13 protein-coding genes and 1 riboswitch are annotated in these 16,466 nt (G+C 55.7%); of the genes, 4 read left to right on the top strand and 9 right to left on the bottom strand.

Annotated features, from left to right (window positions below; genetic code table 11):
* The first annotated feature begins 63 nt into the window (after window positions 1–63).
* Both ACGY09_RS02695 and ACGY09_RS02690 read left to right on the top strand, forming a co-directional pair.
* Window positions 64–921 (top strand): M15 family metallopeptidase, encoded by an 858-nt coding sequence (locus ACGY09_RS02695; RefSeq protein ID WP_397570376.1) that lies wholly within the window; start codon window positions 64–66, stop codon window positions 919–921.
* 418 nt (window positions 922–1,339) lie between these two features.
* Window positions 1,340–1,948 (top strand): BMC domain-containing protein, encoded by a 609-nt coding sequence (locus tag ACGY09_RS02690; protein WP_397570375.1) that lies wholly within the window; start codon window positions 1,340–1,342, stop codon window positions 1,946–1,948.
* 319 nt (window positions 1,949–2,267) lie between these two features.
* Here ACGY09_RS02690 and ACGY09_RS02685 read toward each other — a convergent pair whose 3' ends face one another.
* The 6 genes from ACGY09_RS02685 to ACGY09_RS02660 all read right to left on the bottom strand — a co-directional run bounded on the left by ACGY09_RS02685 (window position 2,268) and on the right by ACGY09_RS02660 (window position 8,917).
* Window positions 2,268–4,136, bottom strand: a complete 1,869-nt coding sequence (locus ACGY09_RS02685; RefSeq protein WP_397570374.1) for an ABC transporter ATP-binding protein — start codon at window positions 4,134–4,136, stop codon at window positions 2,268–2,270.
* A gap of 175 nt (window positions 4,137–4,311) precedes the next feature.
* A complete protein-coding gene (locus ACGY09_RS02680; RefSeq protein WP_397570373.1) occupies window positions 4,312–5,313 on the bottom strand; it encodes an RluA family pseudouridine synthase in 1,002 nt (333 codons plus the stop codon).
* An 89-nt stretch (window positions 5,314–5,402) separates the two neighbouring features.
* Window positions 5,403–6,017, bottom strand: a complete 615-nt coding sequence (locus ACGY09_RS02675) for a DUF6580 family putative transport protein (protein ID WP_373651635.1) — start codon at window positions 6,015–6,017, stop codon at window positions 5,403–5,405.
* Window positions 6,018–6,150: 133 nt separating this feature from the next.
* The gene (locus tag ACGY09_RS02670; protein ID WP_373651636.1) at window positions 6,151–6,507 is read right to left on the bottom strand and encodes a hypothetical protein; all 357 of its coding nucleotides are present in this window, start codon (window positions 6,505–6,507) and stop codon (window positions 6,151–6,153) included.
* A gap of 60 nt (window positions 6,508–6,567) precedes the next feature.
* Complete coding sequence (locus ACGY09_RS02665) at window positions 6,568–7,503, bottom strand: DUF1559 domain-containing protein (RefSeq protein WP_373651637.1); 936 nt, start codon at window positions 7,501–7,503, stop codon at window positions 6,568–6,570.
* A 168-nt stretch (window positions 7,504–7,671) separates the two neighbouring features.
* A riboswitch (cobalamin riboswitch) is annotated at window positions 7,672–7,865 on the bottom strand.
* 566 nt (window positions 7,866–8,431) lie between these two features.
* Window positions 8,432–8,917 (bottom strand): hypothetical protein, encoded by a 486-nt coding sequence (locus ACGY09_RS02660; protein ID WP_373651638.1) that lies wholly within the window; start codon window positions 8,915–8,917, stop codon window positions 8,432–8,434.
* Between the two features lie 448 nt (window positions 8,918–9,365).
* Here ACGY09_RS02660 and ACGY09_RS02655 point away from each other — a divergent pair, with 448 nt between their 5' ends.
* The gene (locus ACGY09_RS02655; RefSeq protein WP_397570372.1) at window positions 9,366–11,183 is read left to right on the top strand and encodes an ArnT family glycosyltransferase; all 1,818 of its coding nucleotides are present in this window, start codon (window positions 9,366–9,368) and stop codon (window positions 11,181–11,183) included.
* A 105-nt stretch (window positions 11,184–11,288) separates the two neighbouring features.
* On the opposite strand, the gene ACGY09_RS02650 is transcribed toward ACGY09_RS02655, so the two are convergent.
* From ACGY09_RS02650 to ACGY09_RS02640, 3 genes are all read right to left on the bottom strand, one after another.
* Entirely contained in the window at window positions 11,289–12,200 is a 912-nt protein-coding gene (locus ACGY09_RS02650; RefSeq protein ID WP_373651640.1) for a DUF1570 domain-containing protein, read from the bottom strand.
* A gap of 993 nt (window positions 12,201–13,193) precedes the next feature.
* The gene (locus ACGY09_RS02645; RefSeq protein WP_373651641.1) at window positions 13,194–13,790 is read right to left on the bottom strand and encodes a septum formation initiator family protein; all 597 of its coding nucleotides are present in this window, start codon (window positions 13,788–13,790) and stop codon (window positions 13,194–13,196) included.
* A 300-nt stretch (window positions 13,791–14,090) separates the two neighbouring features.
* A complete protein-coding gene (locus tag ACGY09_RS02640) occupies window positions 14,091–15,266 on the bottom strand; it encodes an aldose 1-epimerase family protein (protein WP_397570371.1) in 1,176 nt (391 codons plus the stop codon).
* 248 nt (window positions 15,267–15,514) lie between these two features.
* Here ACGY09_RS02640 and ACGY09_RS02635 point away from each other — a divergent pair, with 248 nt between their 5' ends.
* Window positions 15,515–16,354, top strand: coding sequence for a glycosyltransferase family 2 protein (locus ACGY09_RS02635; protein WP_373653776.1), 840 nt, complete (start codon window positions 15,515–15,517; stop codon window positions 16,352–16,354).
* The last annotated feature ends 112 nt before the right edge of the window (window positions 16,355–16,466 follow it).

The following is a 16,466-nucleotide window of genomic DNA, read 5'->3' as shown; positions in this document are numbered from 1 at the left end:
CTGACGTGTTTCTGATGTGGTCCGAACCCCGATATTGCCTTTATTCGATAAGGTCGAGAAAAGATGAGTCAGACAGACGAAGCAGCCCGACGTACGTATTGGGCTGAACAGATGGAGCGGGGCTATGACATTGTCCAGCTTCTCTTAACACACCCCGTTGAAGAGTGTGGAGAGGGCTTCGCCTCATTGCCTGAAGCGGCCAAGTCAGCGGGCATCGAGATGCAGTTCTCGACCTCAAAAATTGCAGATGACCTCGAACGCGTGTTCTTCATGCGGGAGAGCCTGGTTAGCGTCGTCATGGCCGTTGGTAAAGCGATGAATGATCGGGGCTGGATCCTGAAAATCGAGGATGCCTTCCGTTCGTTAGAGATGCAGGGCCAACTCGTACGTAAGCCAGAACTTTTCGACGCGATCCTGAATAAATGCATCTGGGAGAACGGTGGCGAGATTCCGTCTGCTGAACTGGTCTTCCGTCGTGCGATTGTTTTAATCGCGAACATTCCGAAGATCGGGACTCACATGTCAGGTTCGGCCATCGACGTGTCTGTGTTCTCACGCGAGGATGGCAGCGAAGTCTGGCGGGGCAATCATTATCTTGAGATGAGCGAACGGACGCCGATGCGGTCTCCCTTCGTTGAGCCCGAAGCACTTAAGAATCGCCTCGAAATCACAGCCATGCTGGAATCCGAGGGACTGGTTCATTTTCCCTACGAATTCTGGCACTTCAACAAGGATGACGCTCTGGGACACGTGCTGAGGAATAATCCGTCCCCGGCCCGATTTGGTCCCGTTCACTGGGACCCCAAAACGAACCGTGTCACGGCAGTCGACAACCCGTTAACTCCCCTCAATCCGCTCCCTGTGATCCAAAAGGAAATTGACGCCGCGCTCGAGCGTGCTCGAACTCGCCAGGGGACGTAACGATTACTCCTGTCAGCAGGTGCTCGCCGACAATCCGCACGACTGGCAAAGTCACGCATGGGCGTGATACCCGGATGCCGATGAGCGGGTAGAGAACCCTGTCGAGCGCTGACTGTTGGTCAAAAATCTCCAGTTACTGCGGCCTGTTTGTCGATGGGAGTAACGCGGAAATGGCTTAAAGAGCCGGGGGAATGCTCGTGCGCCTCCGGTTCTGTGCCGAAAGAGTGGAAATCGGTCCGTAAAGTTGCTGTTTTTTCCCTAATTTGCCAGAATGCGCAGTCTATTGGGGTCTGAGTGTGATTTCAGGCCGACTCTAGATTGAACGCACCCGGCAAAGACTTGGACGATCCGTTCCCGTAGAACAGGAGTCCTGGGTCGCTGAAGAGAACAGACGAAGGCTTTCGCATAAGGTTGATCGATGAGTGTTTCGTTAAGCCTCGCCCTGCTCGAAATTAACAATCTTGCGCCATCATTCATGGTGGCGGATGCGTGCTCGAAGGCGGCCAACGTCCGCATCCTTGGCATTGAAAGCACCGACGGTGCGGCTCAGTGCATCAAGTTGGTGGGACCGATCGCCGACGTTCAAGCCGCTGCAGACCGAGGTGTGGAACTGGCAAAGCGGATGGGAAGTTCTGCCTTCTTTTCTGTTCTGCCTGCCCCCTTGGAGCTGACTTACAATTTGGCCGACGCGAAGCCCGCGTTTAGCCCTTTGCTCGGTGGATACGATATTCGCAAACCCAGAGAGAATTCCATGTCGACTACGAATGCACTTGGACTGTTGGAAACACAAGGTCTCGTCGCTGCTCTGCACGCCACCGATGACATGTTGAAGGCCTCGAACGTGACGCTGGCTGGTAAGGAAAAGATCGGTGCCGCTTACGTGACGATCATGATCCGGGGTGATGTTGCAGCCGTCCAGACCGCGATTGAAGTCGGGCGTCAGACGGTTGAGCGATTGGGTGGCAAGCTGATCCTGGCTGATGTGATCGCGCGGCCGCATGCTGACCTGGCCTCGCTCCTTCCGTAATTGATACGAACCGTATTTAATACGAAGTTCACTCGAGCTTTGTTTTGAGCAATGAGATGGGGGCTTTTGTTTCAGAAGCCCCCTTTCTCACGCTGCACGTTCGGAGAATTGGCTCGGACCCCACGGCCGGTCCCTTTCTGCGGGATTGTCTTGAGCAGGACTCGGTCCGTACGATCTGATGAACCGCTCGGATCGATCATTGAAGGGGCTTTCTGTGATTCCCCTTGTTCCGTATATCAGCAAACGGCTTCATCGCGATGACCACCTCGTCATCCGCAGAGCCTGACGATGAAACGACCTGTTGGTCGCGCTGCCTCGCTCAGGCCGATTCGGTCGTTCGTCCGCCGCGACGCACTCCTTTGACGCCCGGAATCGCCGCAATGAGTTTGCGAGTGTACTCATTCTGCGGGTTAGCATAGATATCGTCCGAGGGGCCGTACTCAACGATTTTTCCTGCGTTCATAACCGCCATCATGTCGGACATGAATTTCACTACGCTCAGGTCATGGCTGATGAAGACGTAGGTCAGACCACGTCGTTCCTGCAGATCCTTGAGCAGGTTGAGTACCTGGGCCTGAACCGATACATCCAGCGCGGACACGGATTCGTCGCAGATCAGGAAGTCCGGTTCCACAGCGAGCGATCGGGCGATACAGAGTCGCTGCCGCTGACCACCGGAAAATTCATGGGGATAGCGGTGCAAGTGCTCGGGCAGAAGGCCGACCTCTTCGAGCAAATGTGCTGCCCGATCTCGACGGTCTTGAAGGCCGCTTCCGATCCGATGAACGCTCATCGCTTCAGTGATCATCGCTTCAACGGTCAAACGCGGATTGAGTGAGCTATACGGGTCCTGGAAGATAATCTGCATTCGTCGTCGCTGCCGACGAAGTTCTTCACCTCTCAGGCTCGTCCAGTCCATTCCGTTGAACGCGACTGTCCCTCCGCTGATGGTCAACAGTCGCATGATGGCACGGCCGGTGGTCGTCTTGCCACAACCGGATTCCCCCACCAGGCCAAGGGTCTGGCCCTTGTAGACCTTGAAACTGACACCATCGACGGCTTTGTTATAAGCGACAGTACGGCGGAGCAGGCCCTTTTTGATCGGATAGTAGACTTGCAGATTTTCGACCGCTAATAGCGGCGATTCACTTTCCGGAACGTGGGTCACCGCGTCGGATTGGCTGCCTGAAATTTTAACAGCAGTGTCTGCTGAGTCCGATGGTCGCAGCTTGGCCAATTCACTGTGTGGGTGAATGAGGCGCCCTCGCCCACGCCCTTCAATTTCAACCAGTCGCGCGGGACTCAGTGGTTTTTCCGTGATGACAAGTTGTCCGTCAGCGTTTCTCACTGTGTCCATGTAATCGGACACGACCGGAAGTCGTCGTCTCGTCGTGTCCAGTCTTGGTCGGCAGGCGAGCAGTCCGTTTGTGTAGGGGTGACGCGGGTTGGCGAAAATGTTCTCCACTTTGTCGTATTCGACAAGTTTACCGCGGTACATCACGGCCACTTCATCGGCGATTTCTGAGATGACTCCCAAGTCGTGAGTGATGAACAGGATTGCCATTCCCCGTTCGTCCCGTAACTTGCGAATCAGATCGAGAATTTGAGCCTGGATCGTGACGTCAAGTGCTGTGGTGGGCTCGTCTGCAATCAGCAGCTTTGGATTGCAGGCGAGTGCCATGGCGATCATGACACGCTGCTTCTGGCCCCCAGACATCTCGTGCGGGAATTTTTCGATCGATTGTTCGGGATTGGGAATCCCAACCTCTGAAAACAGGCGGCGGGTTCTCTCCATGGCCTCGCGACGGGTTACTTGTTCATGGAGGAGGATCGCTTCGGCGACTTGAGCACCGACGCGATAGACGGGGTTTAGCGAGGTCCCGGGTTCCTGAAAGATCATGCTCAGTTCATTACCACGCATGTGCCGCATCTGTGCGCGTGGCAATTTGACGAGATCCTTACCGAGGAAAACAATCTTTCCCCCTTCGATCTTCGCACCGACATCGGGTAGCAGTCGCATGATTGAGAGCGACGTTACCGATTTGCCGGAACCTGACTCACCGACCAGACCCAGTGTGTGCCCGGGGCGAATTTGTATCGACAGGTCATCGACGGCTTTGACGGTACCGCTGTCTGAATGAAAGTAGGTCTTGAGTCCAGTGATCTCGAGCAGAGCCGTATCCGTCATGGATTCCTTCCCCTTCCAAACATCCCATGCTGTTGATGATCATCGACACCTGTTTTGTCGTCTGAATTGAATACTCTTCGACGCAGGTGGCTTTCGTCATACGCCCCATGTTACGGTTTTTATGACTTCGGTACATTCGAAACTTCATCCACCGAAGTCGGCTTACAATCGAACTTCACTCAAACCGCCGTCCCCTTTGAGAATCAGCCCTCAGGCGATCATAAAACCCCGTCAGGTCATCAGGAAACGGTCGACGGAAGTAAAGTTCTTCTCCCGTGATGGGATGCACAAAGCCGAGTTCCGCTGCGTGCAGAGCAAGTCGGGGTGCACCGCTCCGGTCCTCAATCATTGGGGCCGCAAAGGGCTGCCGGTACTTGACATCACCACAGACCAGATGCCCTCGCTCTGAAAGGTGAATTCGGATCTGGTTTGTTCGCCCGGTTTCAAGCTGACATTCCACCAGTGAATAGGCCCCCAGGTCTTCGAGAGGGCGAACATGAGTGACTGCGCGTTTGCCGATTTTGGGGTTGTTTACGCTTCCCCGGCGCCCGTCACCCCGATCCCGAACCAGATTCGATTCAATCGTTTCCTCGATTGGGTGACCGTGTACGATAGCCCAGTAAATGCGATGGGCGGTGTGGCGTCGAAACTGATTAATCAGCCCGTCCTCTGCTTCCGCTGAACGAGCAATCACCAGCAGGCCACTGGTATCCCGGTCTAGCCGGTGGACGACGCGAAGGGCCGGCATGCGGAGATGTCGTGACCGACCAGGGGGACTGCCTTGCTGCATTCGCCGACCAAGCAAGGCCGCTACGGCTTCTTCCAGAGAGGGTTGTAACGATTTCTTGTCTGCGGACCAGCGTTCTTCTTCTTCACGACGATGCGTCATCATTCCCGAAGGCTTGGCAACGACGACAACGTGCGGGTCCAGGAAGAGGATCTCTACGTCACTCGGTCTGGGAGTCGCCACGGGACGAGAACTCAGCGCGACGACATCGTGTAATTTGAGTCGACGAGCCTCTTCAAGACAAAGAACCCCGTTGACGGACACGTGTGATTTTGCCAGTTGCTGCCGCAGCCTCGACCACGACTCCCCCGGAACAGCAGCCCGCAAAACGGCAAGCACCGTTTTGCCAACGAGATCTTCGGTGACTGTAAACTGGATGGAGTCTGGCATAGAGACGAAACTGTTCGATGAAAAGCCAGGGTCCAGCGATCGAAATCCCGACGCTGGACCCAAGAGGAATTGACGTTCGGCCGATGAAACTAGATCGACTGCACCGGCTGAAGCGGTTCGAGAGTGTCCCTCGATGGCTCGCTACCCAGCATCGTTCGGTCTGCCAGTGGGCTGAACAGAACGGCTGAATAGAAGAGGGTACTCAACAGCGAGTATTTCACATAAGGGAGAGCGGCTACGTAACAGGCCATTAATCCGGCTGCCGTGTGCGGAGGTGTGGTCTGTGTGTAGAAGTAAGCAAAGTTCGTTACGACATAGAACAGGACCTCGGCGAAGACACCCTGGCGGACAGCCGAGGCAACGCGAGAAAGGCCGGTCTGGCGATTGAGGCCCGCGCCCATTACGACAGCAATGACATTGCACAGGTAAGCACACCAGCGATCGCTGGGGAACGCCCATGAAAATTGACCTGTGGCAGCCCAGATGGCCAGATCACTTCCGAGGAGTGCGAGCAGGGGCAGGCCGAAGCGGGAGCGGCGGTCATTCATATACGCCCCCGAATAGAGGCATACGGCCATCAAGGGCGAAAAATTCCACGGATAGAAAAAAGCATTGGAATCCGTCTTGATGTCGTACGAAGTCAGGACGTACGGCACCACTCGCAGAACGATCGTAAACGCGACAAGTCCCAATAGAAATTTCATTCGTGGTTGCATCTCGTACCCTTCAATTGATGTTCATCGCCGCGGAAGAAATGAGGTCATTCCATTTCCGCGAATAGAGTGTAAGCAGGACAGCAAACTTTCGCGAGCGAAGTTTTGTGTGAATGCCCGAAAATCATTCGAGCGGATCAGGCAGCGGTCCATCCTGAGTTAACGGGCACTTGTGGAGCGGACATCTCGGGCGTGATTGACTGGTCTGTAACATTTCCAATGGCCCGACAGCTCGCCACGCACGGCATTGGTCACAGTACAGCCCGGGGATCAGCGTCGGCTCTCCAGTTTCTGGATTGTACTCCGGTGAAGCTCTGGCTCGCAGCAGGAATGCCTCACCTGTTTTTGTATCGACATAGACAAATTCTTGCAGTTGATCATCGGGGATGATGGACGAACTGGAAAAAAGCCGGGCAAAGTAAATGGCTCCGCCAGCGAGCAGCACCAGAGCTGTGCCTATATAAACCCGCTTGTCTGGCAAGATAATCCTCCTGATCGGAACGCCGGTGATCGCTTTATGTAACAAGTCTTCATTTCGCGCTTATTCGCGATCATAAAGCTCATCACGCTTGAGCGGGTCCGACAGGTTTCCGTCGCTGATGTATCCAATACGCTTGGCGTCCATCTTATTGGCTTGAGCTGCGGACATGAAATTCGTGCCAGGAACCTGAACCAGAAAATGACGGCTCCGCGATTCAACGTGCCCATCGAGAAATGCCACATTGGCCGAGTCGGAATGACGGAAGTGCGTCGTCGGAAAGTTCTGGCTGGGAGGTTCCAGTAGCCAGATTTCCTGAAGATTCAGGGCGTAATCGATTTGAGCAGTGTCAGCGAAGACAGCGGTCTGAGTCATCTGCTGGACGTCGCGCAACTGCCGGAAGTCCGCACCAACTGTGTAATTCGGGTAGTTCGAGAAATCATACTTGGTGCCGTAGCCAAGGTATCGACCGTTGTATCCATATCCGGACGAGATCCGGCCGAACCGTGTTGAATCGACCTGCGTATCTCCAAAGTCGGGGCACTGGAATGTGGCGTAACTGGTTTCTGTGTAAGGTGCGAGCGGTCCTTTGGTGAAGTCGAGTTGCTTACGCGGGTCTGGCTCGTCGTAGTTGACATTGCCGAACCAGAAGCGGGCCTGGCCAAGGCTGGGGTAAGCCGCTGCGTTCGCAATGAATCTCGCGTCATCAATGCGATAGCACGGAAGGACGCCTGCATAGGTTTCCGTATAATTATGTAATGCTAACGCGAGTTGCTTGAGGTTGTTCTTGCATTGGGTCCGTCGGGCCGCTTCTCGCGCCTGTTGAACGGCTGGAAGCAGAAGCGCAATCAGCACTGCAATGATGGCGATGACAACGAGCAGTTCAATCAGCGTGAATGCGGGTCGAATTCGGTTGCGGGCTGTCAGGCGGGTAAGGTGAGTGGTTCCCGGGAGTGAGGAACCCGGCGTCGTGCGCACTGTGTGCGTGCGGTCTGTCATGACAATTCTCCGTTGTCGAGAAGTAATCGCCAAGAGATCCACGGCAAGCGTGACGACTGCTGTCTCAACGCGCACCCTCTGACCCGGAACGGAGCGGGGAAATTGCGTAGAATGCCCCTAGGATGTGGGGCCAGGAGTCAACGTTTTCGTTCGCCGCGAACTCGTTGGTATTCGAACGGACATCTGGGCAGGTCTTCTGGCTACCGGATCTTACTACTGACCGCGCCTTCCCAAGCGAGTGGCTCAGTGGCGGTTGCGGAGTTCGTCCCCGGATACAGCGGCGGGACCGCGACGGATTCTCACCGTCTTCCCTATTCTTCTGTAAACACGTGTTTACAGACACCCATGTCTGGCCGGAAATCCTATCGCGTAGAGCGGCAATTGCAACTGTAAAATCGACACATGGTCGATGCTGGCGCCATTCACAGGCCTGCCGTCAACACGTCAGTCATAGATGAGCCTGAAGCCGTTTGACCAAGCCTCAGAGGCTGTTCTCATTTACACGAAAGGGAGCGTTGCGGGACAAACCGGCATCTTCGTTCGGCTGTCATTAAACAATGAAGCCTTTGCCTCACTCGAATGGCCCAGGGGAAGTCGGCCCGACAGCAATGCGACGTCCTTACACCCCGTTATTGCCAGGGTTGACGAACCGCAGCAGCTTCCGTCCCCAACTGTTAAGATGCTTGTAACAAAACCAACCTACGATACACGAAATCACTTCGATTCTCGTCTCTACAAGGATGCGAAAAGCGATCCGCCCGCTGATGGGGCACGGCATATTGACCAAAACCGATGGAGCGTAGCCCGTGAAATGGGCAATTGCAAAGCTTTCTTTCCGCTTTCTGAGCAGGAAACTTGAGCACCGCAGGAGCGCAAGGTCGAGTGATCAGGCAAGCGGGCATCACGTTCGGGTCAGGGCATCTTGGTGTTATTTTTTGGTCGACGAACTTTTCTCCCCTTTGTAGTGGGGATCCTTGGCCCAGTATCCTGGCCCACGGGTTCCATCCTTGCGTTGGCGTCCGCGCACCCACTTGTATCCCGGTCCGGGAGGATCCGGGCGTTCTTCTTCTTTTGCAGTGGGAACGGGGAGTGCGGGGCTCGCCGTCCCTTTGTCGCTGCTGACAACAGGAGGAGGACTGACCGACTTCCCGGCCAGGAAGCCAAGAGTCAGGCCCAACAGAAAGCCAGTGATAAAGGCGATGGCGACAATGACCAGTTTTGTGATTTCGGGAAGTGACTGCCAGATTCCCAGCGGACCACTCGTTTGGGTTCCTGATCCCGACGAGTTTCCGCCTCGCATTCTCTCGAGACAGACGTCGCAGGCAATCGGATCGAGTTGCGTCACCGACAGAAGTTCTTCCGTGCCGCATTCCGGGCATTTCCAACTTCGTTTGCCAGCGGCTGATGAAGACATGGCTCTCCCAAGCGATAAAACAGGCGTAACCGTCAATCAAATTCGTGTTCAGCGAGTATTCCAGCGTCAGGGCCCGGCTGAACCGCGTCGTGCGGTCAAACGGGTTTCGAAGCTGATAGGACCGGCTCATTCCCGCAAGGCGTAACAGACGTTCAACTCAGTCGATACCTCGATGGACACGCTTCGTCAATTGGCTCTCCTTTCATTGAAAAACTCTCTCATCGATCATCGGCAGATTACGCCGGGCGAATCGGAAAAAGAGCAGGAAAGCACATCTTTCGTCAGGGATGTTGCGAACTAATCCTCGGAACCGTGAAGGACGTCCATTGTCCGATACCAAAGGTGACCGGGCGCCGAGGGGGATTCGAACGGCTTGCATGTCCTGCACGTGACAGCCAAACTTGGAAATCCTGCATAAGACCCATGAACTGCAAACTCGTTGGTTGTGATGATACCGGTACCAAACACCCGACTCTCGCCGATTCCAGTCCCTTTCCTGCTTCAGTTATTCGCCTGGGCCATTGGCTTGCTGGTCTGTGTGGCGGGGATGTTGAACTTCGTTGCGGAGTGGAACCCTGCCGTCGCGACCCTTCAGTTTCTGTTTTTCGCTTCCGCACCCGTCTTGTGGATGATCGAACGACGCCGGGGTCCTGCCCGCTCTGAGCACGCGGAAGTCGACGCAGGTCAGAGGCGTGGTCTCTTGCAGGCCTGGTTGTATGCCATCGCTGTCGGTGTCACCTCGTTTCTGACTTGTTTTCTGGTTGGGCGCGAGATCGTCGATTTACCTCCCGCTTACCATGATGAATACAGTTATGTCTTTCAGGCGAAAACACTGTTACTGGGACGCCTCTCGGTCCCCAGCCACGCCACTCATCCCGAGTTGTTCGATCAGATGCATGTTCTGAACGAAGGACAGATGGCGAGCCGGTACTATCCGGGAACGGGAATCTGGCTGGCTCCCTGGCTTGTCCTGAATCATCCTTACCTGGGGTACTGGCTGGCAAGTTCCCTTGCGTCTGTGTTTGTCTTCTGGACGGGTTACGAATTGGGACGAATTCCGGTCGGTCTGGTCAGTGGTCTGGCCTGTGCCTTGTCCCCCGGTGTTGCCCTTTTTTCGAACCTGCTCCTGGCACATCAACCGACACTCCTTGCGCTGAGTTTTTTCCTTTGGGCTTTTGTTCGCTGGCAGCGAACACAATTGCCGATTGATCTTTTTTTGTCCGGTTGTGGGCTCAGCTTTGCCATGATTTGCAGACCTGCGACTGCGGCGGGGTTTGGTCTCCCATTCGGGGTTGCGTTTCTGTACTGGTTGCTGTCTTCTTCGTCCCGCAACGCTGGTTCGCCCCATTCACGACGAATTCGAGCATTGCTGGCGATCGGATTACCGCTGATGATGGGCTGGTGCGTGATGGCCGTCTATCACAAGGGAGCCACCGGATCCTGGACGACCTCGCCGTATCAACTCTACACCGAAATCTATACTCCTCGTCATATCTATGGGTTCAACAATGTGGAACGGGGCGGGCAGATCCCTGCGACAAAAGTGGTTGAGGCCTATGACCGCTGGGCGGAAAATCTCACGCCGCAACTGGCCGCACAGAATGTTCGCGACCGACTGGTTACCAGTTGGGTGTGGGCGTTCGACCTTGTTCCGCTGATCGTCAGCAGCCTGATTTTCTGCGGCGTCATCTATCGACTGGATCTTCGCTGGGTTGCCGTGGGGCTCTCGATCGTCTCATTGCACGCCATTCACATACCCTACTGGTATGTCGGCATCATGGGATGGCACTATGTCTTTGAAAGTGTTCTCGGGTGGTGTCTGATCTTGGGAGCCGTCACGGACGTCCTGTGTCGCCAGTGGTCAGTCATGGGACGCTGGCTTCTGCCCAGTTGGTGGAAGGCGTTCCTGTGCGTGTCCATTCTTGCAGTCTACGTTCCCCTTGGCTGGATCGGATTGCCTGCTTCTTCGGCTCCTCGTGTTGCTGCGGGTATCGCTTCCATTCGCTTTCCGCGCCGGCAGTATGCTGAGTTCAATCGCTGGCTGGACAGAGGCGTTCAGGAACGTCCCGCCCTCGTGCTGATTGAAACCGATCCTGATAATCAGCATGTCGATTATGTGGTGAATTCGCCTGGGCTGACTGATCCCATCCTGCGAGGCCGCTTTCGCAGCAAGTCGTCTGACGTCCGACAGATCCAGGCTGATTTTCCAGACCGAACGATTTACCTTTGTGATCCCAAACGCCAGACGCTTGAACGACTCCGATAACTCCCGTTCACTTTTCTGGTTATTGCCGGTTCGTCGTGGGGCACCACTGCTGAGTCGCGGCCTGGGGCAGAAGAACCACGTCGTCGACCGACTTCGAGCCTCAACTTATTGAGGTTCAACCCGTCCGACTCGAACGACACCGTCGGTCAGGCTGGCGGCATGGCTCAGGAATCGACGATCTGCGACAGGAATCGCATTTCGCAGCCGGACCGAGAGCGCCCCCGGCTGCGATGTTGTTCGTAATTCTTTCAGGTAATTGACGAGAACTTCACGAGAATCCTCGCTGTGCTGGAGCATAAAGTGTACCCAGGCCCACGATTCCTGGTAGTCGTTCCGATCGAGTTGTTCGACCCCTTCAAGGGTTTCTAACCGATCGAGATTAGGCTTCCAGCCGCTGGCGATTTCGGCGGCGATGTTCATGGCGTATTCGCGGTTCAGCCCTGCTGGCTGTGAGGTGACTTCGAAATATTCGGCCAAACCTTCATCCAGCCAGAGCGGCACGTCTTTGAGAGTGGCGTGGAGCACTCCATGAGTGAACTCATGCCGCAGATCCTCCTGGATTCTTTCACCCCAGTAGGTATAGACCGCCAGTTCCCGGGAGGTCCCGACGAAATAAGCCCGACGGGGTGGGAGTCGCGGATAGTGCGTGTGGAGGTAGTTGGCATAGCGCGCCTCGTCGCCGAACAGGTAGATGACGACGGGTTGCTTCTGTTCGGGCAGATCGAGCAGCGTCAGGATTTCGTCCCGAAGTCGATCAAGGTCTTTGAGTAACTCATGATTTCGCGACAGCTTAATGTCGCTTTGAACGACGAGGTGTTCGTTTTCCAGGGAATACTTGGCTGGCAGTCCTGTGACTGGACGCGTGGTCCGGCACCCGGTCACCGCCATCACCAGCACCACCAGCAGTACCGGAAGACGGAACTTCAGCCTCTCCCGCGAAGTTCGGGGGCATCCCCTCGAATCAGTCGCGAGCACCATGCTGTCGCCCTTCTCTGGTTCTTGCTCAGGTTCGGCCATTCGAGCCTTCACGAACTTCGCCTTGCCGGTAAGGCAACATCGCCTGGAAGTTTTGAAAGTAACATCATTGCAGAATCTGCAAAACCGGACTAGAGAACTTGATCCCGAACCAGACGGCAACGCCCCGCTCAGTCGACTTTCCAAATTCAGGATATATGGTATTGATGCGAAACGGCTTGTGGTGATTCCACTTGGGGTGTCAGCACCTGCCCGAGCGTGCAATCTGCGCCGCACCGTGCGGTATTCTCACGCATCGCATGCCCTCCTGGCTGGCATTCCTCCATCTGGAAGGAGCATCTTGGTTGGGCACCTTGGTTGGGCACCTTGGTTGGGCACCTTGGTTGGGCACCTTGGTTGGGCACCTTGGTTGGGCACCTTGGTTGGGCACCTTGGTTGAGCATCTTGGTTGAGCATCTTGGTTGAGCATCTTGGTTGAGCATCTTGGTTGAGCATCTTGGTTGAGCATCTTGGATGAGCATCTTGGATGAGCATCTTGGATGAGCATCTTGGTTGGGCTGAAATGGCTTGCAGTTTCCAGGCATTCGCGGCTCGTACTCTCGCAACACGCATCGAAACCTTGTGATCCTGCGACGCCAGGCGCACAGAGCTTCCGCACAGCGCCTTACTGGTGCGTAAAGGCGGTTTTTTAATGGTGCTCAATCGCTGCTGAGAGATTGCAGTGATTTGGTCGACTTTGAACTCTCAGTACGACCCGGGTGGAATGGCGGCAAATTGACAGGAGATCCCCCGTCCCGGCTGTTGCAACGGTTGCTGCTCAGTATAGCGAGAATGCGACAAATGTCAATGTCGTTGTGTTGGCGCGGCGGTTCGCGGTGCAATGGACTGGGGCCGGGACTCGCCCGAGGTAAACAACAGAGATCGCACTGCAGTCCGTAGAGGGGGAGGTACATTCCCGCTTGGGAGTTGGGGCGTTGTGCGGCGGACACTCGTAACCCCCACCGTACGCTGAGAACGGGGCGAATAGCGTCACGGTCAGAGTGAGGATTGCCGGACGTAACGACTCCGCAGGGTATGCCAGAGAGATCCTTGCCGGCTGCTGTTTTCCGTTCCGGTGGCTGGCCCGGCAGGGGGGAGCAGCGTGAAAGAAATGATCACAAGCACTGCGGCCGTCGCCAGCAGGCTCATTCGAACCGTTCCATTGCTGGCCAGATAGGTGACGTAAGGTTCGTACCATTCGTGGATGGGGGCGGGATCGTCGGCCGTCGACGGCATCTTGTTCGCGTTCAGCCGCAGTTCATCGTCAACGGGAATCACCTCTTCGCCGGGGCCGACGGCATCGAACTCCATCCGCGTCAGTTCGGCAACGAATTCCTTGTCATTCTCCAATGCGTGGACAACACGGCTGAGTTCTTCCGTCTGGGCTTCGAGTGCGACCAGTTTGCGCTGGTTGACGTCAAACTTGCTGCGAAGCTGAAGATAAACCGAATACTTTGGAGCCAGAGAGACCAGTCCGAAAAGGATTGCCGCTACAAGCAGGCACAACCAGAAAATCAGCGAGACCACCATTCCGGCGACAGTCTCGGTTCCGGGTTCGGCTGACGGATGAAGTCCAGCAGCGACTGGCGTCATAGCTCAATGACTCGTCGAACAATGGTCTGTGGGACAGCATGCGTCTTTTTCTCAAAACGCCCGTGAGTGATCCTGCATCGGATTACCTGCGCAGGCAAGTCCGTATAGCACCCCCGTTTGTCACGGCAGCGTGTTTCCCGACCCACTTCGGGGGGCCGGAATCTGCCGACGACATCAGAGGCTGCATTCCTTTCCGGCAGGAACTCACACGACGATTATGCATCGTGTAGCGGCTGCTCCGAACTTGAAAACTCCTGAAGCTGCTCGAATAACCGGAATTCGACCGGCGGGAATTCCGTTCTATTTCGGTACCGCTGAAAGCCGTTCGATGGGCTGTCGGTGGACGGTCGTGGCGGTTTTCCCCTGAAGCAAGTGAATCCGGTCGGTGATTTTCCGGACGGAGTCCAGGGTATCCGCGACTTCCAGTGCGAGTTCGCTCCGGTACGTATGACCCGGCTGCACGATGGGCAATCGGCCTCTTTCGCGTTCGAAACCACGGAAATTGGGGAAGACGATTCCCGGTTCGAGGCCCGTCACGTAACCGTCGGCTTCGGCGACTGTGTTTTTCCACACCGAGAACGTGGGAAGCTGCCGGGTCTGGAAATGAACCGCAAAACCGGCATGACCGCTCGCGTTTGCCAGCAGGGCCGTTGTCCAGCCATCGCCCCCCCCAATGGGAGTGTGAAAATAAACCTGTTCCTGAAATCCGGCGACGGGAGCTCCGTAGATCTGGTAGTTCTCGATCCCCTGTGCTGCCCGGGCATCGCGTGGTGCAACTTCGATACTGGGGACTGCGTAGGAAGCATAGGGTTCCAGGAAGGGCCGTCCGATATTGATGTGGTAGAGCAGCGAAAGTTCAGCCGGTTGCCCCCCCAGGTTCGTGATATCGTCGGTGATCGAGCAATAGTTCGATCCCGCTTCCAGCCGGTAGGTGGTTGTGAGCCGCCAGCGTGCGCCGAACATGGATGACTCGTCAACAACCCCGCGCAGCTCCAGTGAGCCGGGACCTGTGGTATCGACACGGACTTCCACACGGTGTGCCGGCAGATTGGCAATCCGGCCATGCAGTGTCAGCTTCTCACCCCGATCGTCCCCCGGGGGGCCCAGAAACGCGAGACCACAGCGGCAGAGCAGTTCATTGAATCCATGCAGCCAGCCGATGCCACCCCGGTCGAGCTGGTTGACGAATTTGGGATGAACCGGCCGTTCGACGGGAGACTTCCATTCCAGGGGCAAGTCGTTGAAGCGGCCCTTCCAGATTCCCATACCGCGCGTCGGCAGAATGCACAGCGAGAGATGGCCATTATCGAGTTCCACGACATCGACGCCATCGGAAACACCTCCCCGCAGCGTCCGCCAGCGGATGGACCAGTGGGGTGAACCGCGCAGGTCCATTGTGTTATTGGGGCGCAGTTCACCGTGATCGAGATGGACTCCGGCATCGGCATCGGTGAGAACAAGTGTCTGGATGGTCATAAGCTTCTCAACTCAGGGAGGTCTCTGAACGAACGGGATACCCGACTGACGACGTTCGTTCGTGGATTGACGGCCTCAGGCGACTTTGTTTATTCCGGACAGAAAACTTGGCAGCCCCCGAGGTGACGTGCTCAAACTCGGGTGACAGCAACGCGTTGAGAATGTACAACAATGACTCTGTCTTCGCGATGTTCCCCTGTTGTGGATTTGCGGAAACGTTTGTTCACCGCATGAGTCTTGGAGTCCGCATGATCCCCGAGGAATTTGACGTCAATAAAATTCCGTACTCTGAGCACTGGTATCAGGGCCTGAAGAGCACCTTAGGAGTCGCCGCTTGTCGACAGTTGGGTCTTTACGCGATACCCGATTCGTTTCTGCTTTCGGTTGTGATCCCAATCTACAACGAAGAGCGAACGCTGCGGACGCTGATTGACCGCGTTCGTGCGGTGCCGATTCGGAAGGAACTGGTGCTGGTCGAAGACTGCAGCAAAGACAATACGCGGCAGATTCTGAAACAGCTGGAGGAAGAAGCGGCGAACAACCCTGACCCGATGAACGCCATCAGCGTCACTTACCATGAAGTCAATAAAGGTAAGGGGGCCGCTGTCCGTACAGGATTCTCGCGTGCGACGGGGGACGCAATTGTGATTCAGGACGCTGACCTGGAATACAATCCAGCCGAATATCCCCGCCTGTTGCATCCCATCATCGAAGGTGCGGCCGATGTCGTTTACGGCAGCCGGTTTCTGGGGGACCAGGAACACCGCGTCCTTTATTTCTGGCATTCGGTCGGAAACAGGGTTCTGACGACGATCTCCAACGCGTTCACGAATCTGAATCTGACCGACATGGAGACCTGCTACAAAGTCTTCACCAAGGAAGCGCTCGCCGACATCTGGCCAACGCTGAAGCAGAACCGATTCGGGATCGAACCCGAACTCACGGCAAAAATCGCACGCCGCCGGTTACGCGTGTACGAAATGTCAATCAGCTATCACGGACGGACGTACCAGGAAGGGAAACACATCGGCATGAAAGACGGCTTCCAGGCTCTGTGGTGCATTGTCAGATACTGGTGGAAAGATTGATGTTTTCCAACTTGGTTGAGACTTTGTCCGAGCGACCTGTCATCCGATAAGCCCTCGCACCATCGCCAACGACCGAAAACTGGCTACAATCTGACGATTCATCATCGCCGCA

Source organism: Schlesneria sphaerica (assembly GCF_044336245.1).
In the GTDB taxonomy this organism is placed as follows: Bacteria; Planctomycetota; Planctomycetia; order Planctomycetales; family Planctomycetaceae; genus Schlesneria; species Schlesneria sphaerica.
Note: the sequence above shows the minus strand (reverse complement) of the source record. Positions and strands in the feature narration are given on the sequence as shown.